The organism is Pacificibacter sp. AS14, assembly GCF_038899935.1.
GTDB lineage: Bacteria > Pseudomonadota > Alphaproteobacteria > Rhodobacterales > Rhodobacteraceae > Celeribacter.
The window spans coordinates 12,382-25,689 of record NZ_JBBMQI010000015.1; the positions used below are offsets into that span (position 1 = coordinate 12,382).

The window sequence follows — 13,308 nt, forward strand, 5'->3', positions numbered from 1 at the left end:
AACGGGGGCCGAAGCCCCCGAATTTTTACGTTTAACCGACGCGGTAATTCGGACTTTCCCGGGTGATTTGCACATCATGAACATGGCTTTCTTTCAGCCCTGCCCCCGTAATTTTCACGAATGAGCAATCCTTGCGCATCTCAGCCACTGTGGCACAGCCTGTGTAGCCCATGGCCGCGCGCAGACCGCCAACCAATTGGTGGATCACAGCGCCTGCGCCACCTTTGTAAGCGACTTGGCCTTCGATGCCTTCAGGCACCAATTTGTCAGAAGCGGCATCTTTTTGAAAATACCGATCCGCAGAGCCGCGCGCCATAGCACCCAAAGACCCCATGCCACGGTAGGCTTTAAAAGAACGCCCTTGGTACAAGATCACTTCACCAGGACTTTCGTCTGTGCCTGCGATCATTGATCCGACCATAGCGACAGATGCGCCCGCCGCGATGGCTTTGGCAAAATCGCCCGAGAATTTAATGCCACCGTCTGCGATGATTGGAATATCACCTGCAGCTTTGGCACAATCCATGATAGCTGTGAGCTGTGGCACGCCGACGCCTGCGACCATACGTGTGGTACAGATAGATCCAGGTCCGATGCCGACTTTCACGGCGTCAGCCCCCGCTTCGATAAGCGCTTTGGTGGCCGCCGCCGTGGCCACGTTACCAGCAACGATTTGTACGCTATCGCCAAAGGCTTTCTTGGCCCGTGCAACCGCATCGATCACGCCAGCCGAATGGCCATGCGCCGTATCAATCACGATCATATCAACGCCAGCATCGACCAACGCCTCTGAGCGCTCGAATCCACTGTCGCCAACTGATGTCGCCGCCGCCACACGCAAACGACCAAGGTCATCTTTACACGCAGATGGGTTCAGAACTGTGGTTTCCGTGTCTTTAAGCGTTAAAAGACCTGTCAGCTTGCCGTCTTTATCCGTCACCAACAGTTTTTCGATCCGGCGCGCTTTCATCAAGGAAATCGCTTCACCACGATCCGCTGGTTCGTGCAAGATCGCAAGATCTTTGGTGGTCATCACTTGCGACACAGGCATGTCAGGCGACGTCGCGAAGCGCATATCGCGATTGGTAACGATGCCGACAACGCGGCCAGAGCCGTCTACGACAGGGAAGCCAGTGAAATTGTACCGATCGCACAAAGCTTGGGCATCTGCGATGGTTTGATCCGCCGTCAAAGTGATCGGGTTGTAAACAATCCCGCTCTCGAACCGTTTGACGCGGCGCACTTCTGTGGCCTGCTCCAGCACGTTGAGGTTTTTGTGAATAACCCCCATACCACCCATCTGCGCGATGGCGATGGCCATACGCGCCTCAGTGACTGTGTCCATAGCGGACGACAAAAGCGGTATGTTCAGTTTAATCGATTTGGTCACATAAGTCGATGTGTCTGCGGTTGTCGGCATAACGCTGGACGCAGCTGGTACAAGCAAAACATCATCGAAAGTGAGGGCCTCACGAATCTCCATCGGGTCTCTCCACGGGTGATACGGTTTGGCACGTTTATCTGTCATGGAATTGGGGGATTGCAAAGTGGAAATTGCGGTTTCAGGCAAGGAAACCGCAAGATTTAGTTTATCCGTTTGGGAAACTAAGAACGATAATGGCAATTCCATATCTGGTACGAGGTGAACCTATAGCTTTAGATCGACGGCGACTTAGGCCGTTTGGGCAAAGGCAACATAACCGTTTAAACCGTTGAGGCATTCGTCAGCTTCGATAAAGTGCCCTTCATCCACATCTGAATGATCCGATAAGCGATGTAGCCAACAGCCAATGTTGCCAGCGCCAGTTCAATCCCGCCGATATAGCGAAACGGCATGGGCATGATCAGGGCGACCATGAACATCATGTTGGCAAAGGCTGCCATAGGAAACGTAAACGCGCCCCACATTGGTGAAAAGCCGCTCTTGGTCAAATAGCGCGCGCCAATAACGCAGACCAAAAGCCCCGTGAGGCCGATCCAACCAAAGGCAAATCCCGCAGCGTAATAGCCCAAAAGCACGGACACGATGCCAAACAACGACACCGGTGCCATGTGGATCGCCAGCAAGGGCCGCAAAGGCGCAGGCACGCCTGCTCGCATGAACTGCACGGCAGAAATCAGCCAAATGGCGACAGCAATCGGCAAAGTCGTGGCGTAGATCATCGCGGACAGACCAATCCAGCCCAAAGGAACAGCAGCCACAGGCGCGATTATGAAACCGACAAAGCTGAGGTGCCAAACAGGTGTGACTCGACGCTGCTCGGCTGGTCCCAAAATAAGTGACCGGATGATGATGATCGCACCGGCAGCATGGGCAAACACCCCTGCGAACAGCATGATATTGGCCCCCAAGGTCCAGTAAGGCACCAAGGTCGCCGCCAATAAAAACATCGATGCGGTCATTGCAGACAGCCCTGCACGGCCTGGTAAGATTTTCGCATCATCAAGCAAGGCACTTGGGCGGCGCAGCACTTTGGCTTTGTAAGCAATTCCTGCAAAGACATAGAGCAAACACACAGCGCCGAGCCAAAGCTCACCGATCCAAGACGGTGCTCCGAGGTGCAAGGCTGCCGCGCGCCATGCAAGGCCGATCCCGAACAACCCCAATATAGGCGGAAAAATCGCCAAGGGCGTTGCACGCCACAGACCTTTGGGGGCCGCGTTGAACGGTTTGGGGCTAAGGCGTTGGGATGGAGGTGTCGTGGTCATGAGCTTATCCTACATATTATAAGTCACGAATATCATCAGCACCTTCGCAACGCTAGAGGGCGTGTCGGTGGCGGGCTGCGCCGCGGTGTCACAGCGCAAATGCCCGTATCAAACAAAAGGGCCACCCGAAGGCAGCCCTATGTCAAATATTTCATCAAACCTTTTGGGTTATTTGCGCATCGTCACGCCCTCTGCAAACAAATGCACTTTGGACGGATCGGCGGTGAGGCTGATCTGAGTGCCGCGCAGGCCTTGATGAATGCCGATCAATTTGGCGATCACAGAGTCTTCGCCGCGTTCGCTTTTGAAATAGACCAAGGTGACCTCGCCCAAAGCTTCGGTAAAGTTCACCGTGCCGTTGACGATGCCCGTGCCATCGACCTTGGTGAAATCCTCTGGACGCACGCCCACATTCACTGCGCGGCCCATATCGCTGTCTTGCGTTGCAATGGTAGATACAGCTATGCCGCCACCGGCCAATTTTACAGTTGTCTGCGCACCGGTTTCGACGATTTCGCCAGGGATCAAGTTCATAGCAGGTGAGCCGATAAACTGCGCCACGAATTCATTGTCTGGACGCTCGTACAGATCCAGCGGAGAGCCCACTTGCGCGATGCCTTTGTTGGCCAAAACCACGATGCGGTCCGCCAAAGTCATAGCCTCAACTTGGTCATGGGTCACATAGACCATTGTGGAATTCGGCATGGATTCTTTGAGCTGCGCAATCTCGATCCGCGTGGCAACACGCAAAGCGGCGTCCAAGTTGGACAGCGGTTCATCGAACAAATACACCTTCGGATCGCGCACAATCGCGCGGCCAATGGCAACCCGTTGACGTTGACCGCCCGACAATGCCTTTGGCAGACGATCAAGGTAGTCATCAAGCTGCAAAATTTTTGCAGCATTGCCAACGGCCTCATTGATCTCAGTTTTGGTTTTCTTGGCCAGTTTCAGCGCAAACGCCATATTATCGCGCACCGTCATATGCGGGTAAAGCGCGTAGGATTGGAACACCATCGCGATACCGCGCTGCGCGGGCGGCACGTCATTTACCACCACACCATCGATCTCGAAGGTGCCGCTTGAGATTTTCTCAAGTCCTGCGATCATCCGCAGTAAAGTGGATTTGCCACATCCAGACGGTCCAACAAAGACCACCAGCTCGCCGGTTTTGATATCAAGGTTGATATCTTTGAGAACCTCGATCTTGCCACCATAGGTTTTTGCGACGTTTGTGAGTTTAAGCTCTGCCATTGTGGTCCCCTGCCCTAAGTCAATTTGCGTTGCAAAATGCAGGGCTGCCATGGCCCCAAATTCAATTTTCCGCCCTGTGGAGCGGCTTCGGTCACTGCACTGTCGATCGCCTGCCAATCGCCGACAGGCACCTCAAGCGTGGCGTTATCATCCGTTAGGTTGAAAGCACAGTACAGTTCTTCGCCACAACCTGCGCGTGTGAACACCAAACAGCCTTGATCAACGCTCATCGGGCTACATGTGCCAGTTTTGAGCGCCTCATGGGCTTGGCGCAACGCAATGGCGCAGCGATAGTGATGGATAATTGATCCCGCGTCCGCCTCTGATTGAGCAACACTTTGGCTCAGGTGATCTGCGCTGACCGGCAACCATGTTTTATCAGCAGTCGAGAAACCACCGTTTTGATTTGAGCTTTCCCAAACCATCGGCGTGCGACAGCCATCGCGGCCTTTGAATTCAGGCCAAAACTCGATGCCGTAGGGGTCTTGCAAGTCTTCAAAGGCGACATCCGCCTCGGCCAGACCAAGCTCTTCACCTTGGTAAATACAAGCCGAGCCTTTGAGACACATCATCAATGTTGTGAACATGCGTTGCGCATCATCGCTCAGGTTCCAACGCGACGGATGACGCACAACGTCGTGATTGGAAAAGGCCCAACAGGCCCAGCCATCACTGGCCACATCATCGACCTGATCCATCACGTCTTTGATGTACTCTGCCGTTGGTTTATCGCCAGAAAGCAACTCAAAAGCGTAGCACATATGCATAAGATCGTCGCCAGCGGTGTATTCGCCCAAAATCTCAAGCCCGCGCTGCGCATCCCCAACTTCGCCAACCGCAGCCGCATTGTAAGGCTGCATCAAGGCACGCAATTTGCGCAAGAATTTCAAATTGTCTGGGTGGTTCTTGGAATAGAGATGCTCTTGCCAATTGTAGGGATTCACAGCGGGTGCAATGCTTGAATTGCGCTGATCCGTAGGTAAAGCCGGATTGTCGCGCAGCTCAGCGTCATGCATGTAAAAGTTGATGGTGTCCAAACGAAAGCCATCAACACCGCGTTCAAGCCAGAACTTAGAGGCGTCCAAAAGCGCCTCTTGAACGGCAGGTTCGTGGAAGTTCAGATCAGGCTGCGAGGTCAAGAAGTTGTGCAAAAAGTATTGCATCCTTGCGGGTGACCACTGCCACGCAGAGCCGCCAAAAATCGACAGCCAATTGTTGGGGGGCGTGCCGTCTGGTTTCGCATCAGCCCAGACATACCAATTGGCTTTGTCATTATCGGTGGATTTTGCGCTCTCAACGAACCACGGATGTTGATCAGACGTGTGCGACATAACCAAGTCGATCATGACTTTCACGCCATAGGCATGGGCCGTCTCGATCACCGCATCGAAATCGCTCAGCTGACCAAACATCGGATCAACATCGCAATAGTCAGAAACGTCGTAACCAAAATCTTTCATCGGTGAAGTGAAAAACGGCGAAATCCAAATCGCGTCCACACCCAATGAGGCAATATAGGGCAAGCGTTTGACGATACCAGCAAGGTCACCGATGCCGTCACCCGTGCTGTCTTGATAAGAGCGCGGATAAATTTGATAGATCACAGCCCCCCGCCACCAATCTGGGTCGCGGGAAAAAGGCTGCGCAGCTTGAAGTGTTTGAACGGTCATATGACGAGACTTTTCTTATTTAACGGAGCCGGCCAACAGACCGCGCACCAAGTATTTTTGCATAGCGAAGAAGACACACAATGGCACCGAGATCGATACGAAGGCCGCTGTTGCCAAAATTTCCCAATTGCCGCCTTTGGAGCCCAAAAGCTCAACGATCTGGCGGGTCATAACGGTGGTGTCCCCTGAACTGTCGATCAAGAACACGAGTGCGACAAGCAGATCATTCCATGTCCACAAAAATTGGAAGATCGCAAAAGACGCAAGCGCAGGGAACGACAGGGGCAGAATGATTTTCACGAAAATCTGAAACTCTGTCGCGCCATCGACGCGGGCGTTCTCGATAATATCTCTGGGCAATCCCACCATGTAATTGCGCAACAGATAGATCGCCAGTGACAAACCGAAACCGGTGTGCGCCAGCCAGACCCCCAAATACCCTTTACCGATACCAACTTGCAGATGCAGTTTGAGTAACGGAATAAGCGCCAGCTGCAAAGGCACAACCAGTGTGGCCACCACAAAAGCAATCAAAAGGGCGCGACCTGGAAAATCCATCCACGCCAAAGCATAGGCCGCGAACGCCGAGATTAAGATCGGGATGATTGTCGATGGGATCGACACGGTGAGTGTGTTGAAAAACGCCTTGGCCATCGATGATGTACCAGAATCCTTGCCCAAAACATGCTTATAGTTTGCAAGCGAGAAACTGGGCGGCGTTTTGGCTGTCAAGAATACGCGTTGGCCGCGGGACCCGGTGAATTCTGCATCGTTTTCAAATCGGTAATCGCCATTGACCTCAACCGTCAAGCGCCCCTTTTCATCTAAATCCGCGGTATCCCCAGCCGCAAAGGCCGATATTTCCCGAGAGGATGTCCCCCAAACAGACACTTCACCTTCCACGGCACCGTCTAGGGCAAACAGGTTGCCTTCGATAACGTAAAGACCATCTAGCAGCTTTTGCTGATCGGGTTTCTCGGTGCGTATGACAACATTTTGTTCTTGTGAAAACAGTGACTTCCACCAACCTGTTGAGGCAATTTGATCGGCTGAGCGAAAACTTGAGACGAACAACCCCAACGTGGGCAGCAACCAAAGCAATACCAAGACAGCAACTGAAATATGAACGGCCCATGTAAGGGAAGCTTTTTGACCTGCGATATTATCCATGTGTGGTCTCCCTTACTTCATTTCTCTGCGCGCATTGCGCACATTCCAGATCAAGATCGGCAAGACGAGCATCATAATGATCATCGCCGCAGCAGAGCCGACCCCCCAATCATTGGCGCGGAACATTTTGTCGTACATGTAGTTCGCCAAGACCTGCGTCTCCCACTGACCATTGGTCATGGCAAACACGATATCGAAGACCTTCAACACGGTGATGGTGATCGTGGTCCAAACCACAACAATCGTGGTCACAATTTGCGGCATCTTGATTTTAAAGAAAATTTGGAATGGATTGGCCCCATCGACGATCGCCGCCTCAATGGTTTCTTCTGGCACACCGCGCAACGCGGCTGACAAAATAACCATCGCAAATCCTGTTTGAATCCAGATCAAAACAGCCATCAAAAAGAAGTTGTTCCAAAATGGCAGCGTCAACCAAGTTTGTGGCGCGTCCCCACCCATGAAAATGTAAACTGCGTTCAAAATACCGATCTGATCGGCGCCCTCAGGGCGCGCATCATAGACCAATTTCCAAATCACCGAAGCGCCCACAAAAGAGATCGCCATCGGCATAAAGATTATAGATTTTGCAAAGGCGCCCCACTTGATACGGTCGGTCAGCTGTGCGGCCAAAAGACCAAAGATCGTCGACATCGCGGGCACAACCAGCAACCACATTAAATTGTTGCGCAAGGCTTCCCAGAATTTTTGCTCTGAGAACATCTGGCGGTAGTTATCAAATCCAACAAAGGCGCCGTCCAACCTACGATCCGTCAAAGACAGGCGCAGGGTTTCAAAGACGGGGTATGCGAGATACAGCAACAATCCTGCCAAAGCAGGAAACAAAAACAACCAAGGCCGAATTATATTGGCACGGTTGATATTGCGGCCAGCGTGGATCCCGCGCGCGGGACAAAACACCTTATCCAAGAGGATGTTAGAGAAGTAAAAGTAGCCCACACAGCCACTCACCCCAATGATGATTGTCAAAAGACCCTGAATGGCCGGATGCATCTTGTCCCCTCCAAATCGCGCATGCGCGTTTTTCTAGCAATACCGAATCCGAGCTTCGGTATTTAGTGTTTGTCTCAGCGATACAGTGACGTTCTCAGAACAAAGCGACACAGGAGCGCAGTGAGATTCTATCCTTGTTGCACGGCGCGTACCTAAAACAGAAGCGTTTCAGGTCATCAGCGAACATCAATGACCCACGAACTGGCCGAGGTAATGTCCAGAAGTCCTAGTTTGTGCATCGATGCAGGCACAAAAGGGCAACCCAGCGTAAACCGGATTGCCCATCAATTCTTAGAGCCAACTTACTTAAGTGCGTCCCATGAAGACTGGATCTCAGTTGCAACTTCCATTGCATCTTTGCCGCCAGCGTAGTCAACCATACCTGTCCAGAATGACCCTGCACCAACACCACCTGGCATCAAATCAGATCCATCGAAACGGAATGTGGTCGCATTCAAAAGAATGTCGTTCATCGCATGCTGAGAGTCTGTCGCGAACTTAGAGGAATCAACACCTTTGTGTGGTGTCAAGAAACCACCTGCCGCCATCCATACTTCGTGTGCAGCTGGATCACGCAGAAATTCGATCAACGCTTCTGCACCTGCAGATGGGTTGGTGATTGTGAACACTGTGCCGCTGCCCAAAACTGGGTTGCCGAGTTCTTTTCCAGCATAGGATGGGAAGTAGAAGAAATCAGCGTCTTCGCCAACAACAGTACCTTCAGGGAAGAAGGATGGGATGAAGGACGCTTGACGGTGCATGTAGCACTGTGGAGGTGACGTGAAGAGGCCTTTGGGGCTGTCACGGAAATCTGTAGACGCCACAGCACCAGCACCACCAGCAACATAATCGTCGTTACGCGCAAATGCGCCGAACTCTTCGATCGCAGCCACGATACGTGGATCGTTGAACGGAATCTCGTTGCTCACCCAACCGTCGTAGACATCAGGTGTCTGCGTGCGCAGCAGCAAGTCTTCGACCCAGTCTGTCGCAGGCCAACCTGTTGCCGCCCCTGATCCCAGACCGATACACCAAGGTGTGCTGCCATCAGCAATGATTTGATCGGAGAGCGCTTTTATGTCTTCCATAGTTGTTGGAATTTCGTAACCTGCATCTTCGAAGTTCTCAGGTGAGTACCAAACCAAAGATTTCACGCCAACACGGAAGAACATGCCGTAAAGCTCGTCTTTGCCGTCTTTGTCCGCATATGTGCCAAGATCGACCCATGATTGGCCTGCTGCATAATTGTCGCGGATCCAATCAGCTGTGCCCGCTTTAAGCGGCGTTAAAAATCCGCGTGACGCAAGGTCGGCGGCCAAACCAGGTTGTGGGAAAATCGCGATATTGGGTGCAGAGCCGGCTTCGGCATCAATGATGATTTGCTGCTCAAAGCTGTCAGAGCCCACATATTTAACGGTCGCGCCAGTGCGCTCCTCAAAAATATCAAAGATGGATTCGACAACTTCAGCTTCAGGGCTCAACCATGAGCCTGATACGGTAATTGTTTCGCCAGACAAATCCTGCGCGGATACGGAACCAGCAACGAGGGCTGCCAATGCGGCGCCCGTCATAAGTGTCTTTTTCATGTAAAACCTCCCAGTTTCAGTGCCCCATTTAGGGGATAATTCTGCCGACTTGTTTACACAGTCGACAAGCATTCAAAGCGCTTTGGTGGAGCAAACATCTTCGAAAGCCTAAAGCAAGTCAATCACCAACCTAACGGAAATCATCAGAAACCCAAGAAACAATTACCTCTGGTTGAAAAATAGACGTGACAAATATGTTTTCAATGTTTGCCTCCGCAAGGAAACCTGACTAGTCTTCATAGACGCTTCACAGCGTTTTGGAGGAACGCGTCTATGAATCTCAAAGAGCTTTCGGCACTCTTGAATCTGTCACAAACCACAGTAAGTCGCGCATTGAACGGCTATCCAGAGGTGTCCGAGGCCACTCGAGATCGCGTTGGGAAAGCTGCAAGAGAACATAACTATATTCCAAACACTCGCGCTCGCGGTTTGGCCACAGGGCGCACCCACGCTGTTGGTCACGTTATTCCATTGTCGACAAAACACGAGGTAGTGAATCCGGTCTTTACAGATTTCATTGCTGGCGCATCAGAAATTTATGCCCGCGAAAACTACGACATGCACCTATCTGTAGTGCCAGACACCAACGAAGAATCCGCATATCGTAAGATCGCATCGAAGGGGTCTGTTGATGGTGTTATCGTACACGGCCCTGTCGAAAATGACCCCCGCATCCAGTTGCTACAAAGCATCGGCATGCCTTTTGTCGTGCACGGACGATCAAACGCAGAAGTCGATCAAGACTATGCATGGGTGGATATGAACAACAAACGTGCCTTTGAACGAGCGACGAAATGTTTGATCGATCTGGGACATAAACGCATTGGATTGCTCAACGGGCTTGAAAGCATGGATTTCGCGATCCGCCGTCGCGCAGGCTATCAATCCGCTCTAGACGCAGCTGGAATTAACTCAGATGCAACCCTGTGCCGGTCCGAAGAAATGACCGAAGACTACGGATATGAATCCACCATGACGTTTTGTGCACGCGACGTGCCGCCAACCGCAATCTTAGCCTCGTCTATCATCGTCGGTATTGGTGTGCGACGCGCCTGCAGTGAGCTAGGTTTGACGCTTGGTAAAGACCTGTCTTTGATCATTCATGACGATGACCTGTCTTATTTTCGCAATGGCGCTGCTGCATCGCAATATACCGCGACGCGCTCGTCTGTGAGACAAGCAGGTCTGACCTGCGCTGAGCTATTGATGGAACAAATTGCGTCTCCTGATGTGCCCAAACGCCATGTTTTGATGGAAGCCGAGCTCATTATCGGCAACACGACTGGCCCTGCCCCGCGTTCTTAAAACTGAGTTTGCCGAACAAAATCGTCTTGCTACATCAACGCGACCGCGCACAAATCAAGTCATTTCCCGGGAAACATCCTTGATAAAATGCGTCTTTTGTGAAATCCAAAGCGCTATGGAAGCCACTTCGACCCCATCAACACCTTATACGACAACATCACGCCTTAAACCTCTCGCAAATCCCCTTAGCCCATGCTATCGCGATACAGCTCAGCATGTTGGCGCTAACATATCGCAATTTGCTTTCCTCTTTGGAGCCCAAGTATGACACTGACCCGTAAAGACTTTCCAAATAACTTTCTCTTTGGCGCCGCAACCGCGGCCTACCAAATTGAAGGCAGTCAGTTTGGCGGCGCAGGTCCGTCTCATTGGGATACATTTTCGGCAACACCAGGCAATGTGACACGTGCAGAAACCGGTGCAATAGCCTGCGATCATTACCATCGCTTTGAGCAAGATTTTGACCTTTTGAAGACCGGAAACTTCGACGCCTACAGGTTTTCCACCTCTTGGTCACGCGTCCTTCCCGAAGGTCGCGGACAGGTTAATCAACAAGGCTTGGACTATTATGACCGCCTGACAGATGCGCTTTTGGAACGTGGCATAAAGCCGTTTCAGACGCTCTATCATTGGGAAATGCCCGCTGCTCTGTCCGATTTGGGCGGTTGGACCAATCCCGACGTGCACAATTGGTTTGGCGATTTTGTCGATATTATCGATGATCGTATCGGCGACCGCATGGAAGCAATTGCTACTATAAATGAACCATGGTGTGCATCTTTCCTATCGCATTTCCACGGCATTCACGCGCCAGGTCTACGCGATGTACGTGCAGCCGCCCGTTCGATGCACTATGTCCTAAAGGCCCACGGCGAAGCCATGACGCGCCTGCGCGCAAAAGGTCGCAAGAACCTTGGAATCGCTCTGAATTTTGAATACGCGCAACCTGCAACGGCCTCGCCAAACGATGTTAGAGCCGCTGCCACTGAAGATGCTGTGTACAATCGTTGGTTCATCGAGGCGATGACAAAAGGCACCTACCCTGCTGAGGCACTTGAGGGTTTAGAGGCGCATTTGCCCAAGGGCTGGCAAGACGATCTTAAGACACACATTCACCAACCGCTCGACTGGCTGGGTGTCAATTACTATACCCGCAAAATCCACGCCCATGACCCAAATGCCAGCGCTTGGCCTTACACCAAACCCGCTGAAGGTCATCTTGCGACGACCCAAATGGGATGGGAAGTCTATCCAGAGGGTCTGCATCACTTCCTAAAGCGAATGAAAAACGACTATGTCGGTGATCTCCCGATATTGGTCACGGAAAATGGTATGGCATGGGAAGATCACCTAAAAGACGGCGCTGCAGATGACCCAGAACGCATTGACTTTATTCAAGGTCATTTGGCAGCGATGAAACGAGCCATCGATGAAGGCGTGAACCTTCAGGGGTTCATGTACTGGTCGCTTCTCGACAATTATGAATGGGCCGAAGGGTATGATAAACGCTTTGGCATCGTTCACGTCGATTTTGACACACTAGAACGCACCCCGAAAGCGTCCTACTATATGCTCAAACATGCCCTTAAACGAGACTAATCTATGACCAAACATGCTCCTAACACCCTATCTCTTGTCGCAGATATCGGCGGCACAAACACACGCGTCGCTTTAGCCAACGGAGCAACTTTGTTACCAGAAACCATTCGGAGGTATAGCAATACCGGCTACCCAGGGTTGGAAACGGTTTTGCGCCAATACATCTCAGAAGAAGGTGATGTGGATTGCAAAGGAGCATGCGTTGCAGTGGCTGGTCCCGTAAGGGACGGTGTGGGCACCATGACCAATTTGGACTGGACCATCGACAAAGACACACTTCTACGCGCCACAAAAGCAGAAAAGGTGTCTATTTTAAATGACTTGCAGGCGCAAGGTCATGCACTGGGATATATTGCGGAAGAGAATATAACCTGTGTTGCTGAAGCACAGACCCCAGAAGCTCCTTCTCCAAATGCAGTGCGTTTGGTGATCGGCGTCGGAACCGGGTTCAACGCAGCACCCGTTTTTGAAACATACGCAGGCCGTTTTGTCGCGCCTTCTGAATGTGGACATGCAAACCTGCCGATCCGCAATGCGGAAGAACTGGCCCTGTGCCAATTTGTTGAAAATGCCCACGGGTTTCCAGCCGTAGAGGACGTGTTATCTGGCCGCGGCTTGGAACGGGTCTATCTATTTTTAGGCACGCAAGCAGGCGATCCACGCGAAAAATCTGCGGCGGACATTATGCAATCCTTAGAGAACGGCGATGACCCCCGCGCCGAAGACACCGTAAAGGTCTTTGTCAAAATACTGGGAACAGTTGCAGGCAATCTATCTTTGATTCAATTGCCCTTTGGCGGCATTTACATGGTCGGTGGTGTGGCACGCGCCATGACCCCTTACCTTGACCGTTTTGGATTCGTCCATGCGTTCAGAGACAAAGGACGGTTCGCAGGTTTCATGCAAAATTTTGCAGTCTCTGTGATCAAAGACGACTATGCTGCACTCACGGGCTGCGCGTCGCACCTAAACACTCTCACCGCGTAACATACTGACGAAAA

At 51.8% G+C, this 13,308-nt stretch carries 10 protein-coding genes; 3 read left to right on the top strand and 7 right to left on the bottom strand.

Going from position 1 to position 13,308, the window contains the following annotated elements:
* Nucleotides 1-31: 31 nt before the first annotated feature.
* From guaB to WNY38_RS13520, 7 genes are all read right to left on the bottom strand, one after another.
* Nucleotides 32-1,483, bottom strand: a complete 1,452-nt coding sequence (guaB, locus tag WNY38_RS13490) for an IMP dehydrogenase (RefSeq protein ID WP_342857872.1) — start codon at nucleotides 1,481-1,483, stop codon at nucleotides 32-34.
* A gap of 221 nt (nucleotides 1,484-1,704) precedes the next feature.
* The gene (locus tag WNY38_RS13495; RefSeq protein WP_342857873.1) at nucleotides 1,705-2,709 is read right to left on the bottom strand and encodes a tellurium resistance protein; all 1,005 of its coding nucleotides are present in this window, start codon (nucleotides 2,707-2,709) and stop codon (nucleotides 1,705-1,707) included.
* 168 nt (nucleotides 2,710-2,877) lie between these two features.
* Nucleotides 2,878-3,963, bottom strand: a complete 1,086-nt coding sequence (gene ugpC, locus WNY38_RS13500) for a sn-glycerol-3-phosphate ABC transporter ATP-binding protein UgpC (RefSeq protein ID WP_342857874.1) — start codon at nucleotides 3,961-3,963, stop codon at nucleotides 2,878-2,880.
* 14 nt (nucleotides 3,964-3,977) lie between these two features.
* Nucleotides 3,978-5,633, bottom strand: a complete 1,656-nt coding sequence (locus WNY38_RS13505) for an alpha-glucosidase (protein ID WP_342857875.1) — start codon at nucleotides 5,631-5,633, stop codon at nucleotides 3,978-3,980.
* Nucleotides 5,634-5,648: 15 nt separating this feature from the next.
* Nucleotides 5,649-6,803, bottom strand: coding sequence for a carbohydrate ABC transporter permease (locus WNY38_RS13510; RefSeq protein ID WP_342857876.1), 1,155 nt, complete (start codon nucleotides 6,801-6,803; stop codon nucleotides 5,649-5,651).
* A 12-nt stretch (nucleotides 6,804-6,815) separates the two neighbouring features.
* Nucleotides 6,816-7,817 (bottom strand): sugar ABC transporter permease, encoded by a 1,002-nt coding sequence (locus tag WNY38_RS13515; protein WP_342857877.1) that lies wholly within the window; start codon nucleotides 7,815-7,817, stop codon nucleotides 6,816-6,818.
* A 302-nt stretch (nucleotides 7,818-8,119) separates the two neighbouring features.
* Nucleotides 8,120-9,403: an ABC transporter substrate-binding protein gene (locus WNY38_RS13520; protein ID WP_342857878.1), complete on the bottom strand. Its 1,284-nt coding sequence runs from the start codon at nucleotides 9,401-9,403 to the stop codon at nucleotides 8,120-8,122.
* 273 nt (nucleotides 9,404-9,676) lie between these two features.
* Here WNY38_RS13520 and WNY38_RS13525 point away from each other — a divergent pair, with 273 nt between their 5' ends.
* The 3 genes from WNY38_RS13525 (at nucleotide 9,677) to WNY38_RS13535 (ending at nucleotide 13,294) form a co-directional block, all read left to right on the top strand.
* Nucleotides 9,677-10,708: a substrate-binding domain-containing protein gene (locus WNY38_RS13525; protein WP_342857879.1), complete on the top strand. Its 1,032-nt coding sequence runs from the start codon at nucleotides 9,677-9,679 to the stop codon at nucleotides 10,706-10,708.
* 264 nt (nucleotides 10,709-10,972) lie between these two features.
* Nucleotides 10,973-12,307, top strand: coding sequence for a GH1 family beta-glucosidase (locus tag WNY38_RS13530; protein ID WP_342857880.1), 1,335 nt, complete (start codon nucleotides 10,973-10,975; stop codon nucleotides 12,305-12,307).
* A gap of 3 nt (nucleotides 12,308-12,310) precedes the next feature.
* Nucleotides 12,311-13,294, top strand: a complete 984-nt coding sequence (locus WNY38_RS13535; protein ID WP_342857881.1) for a glucokinase — start codon at nucleotides 12,311-12,313, stop codon at nucleotides 13,292-13,294.
* Nucleotides 13,295-13,308 lie beyond the last annotated feature (14 nt).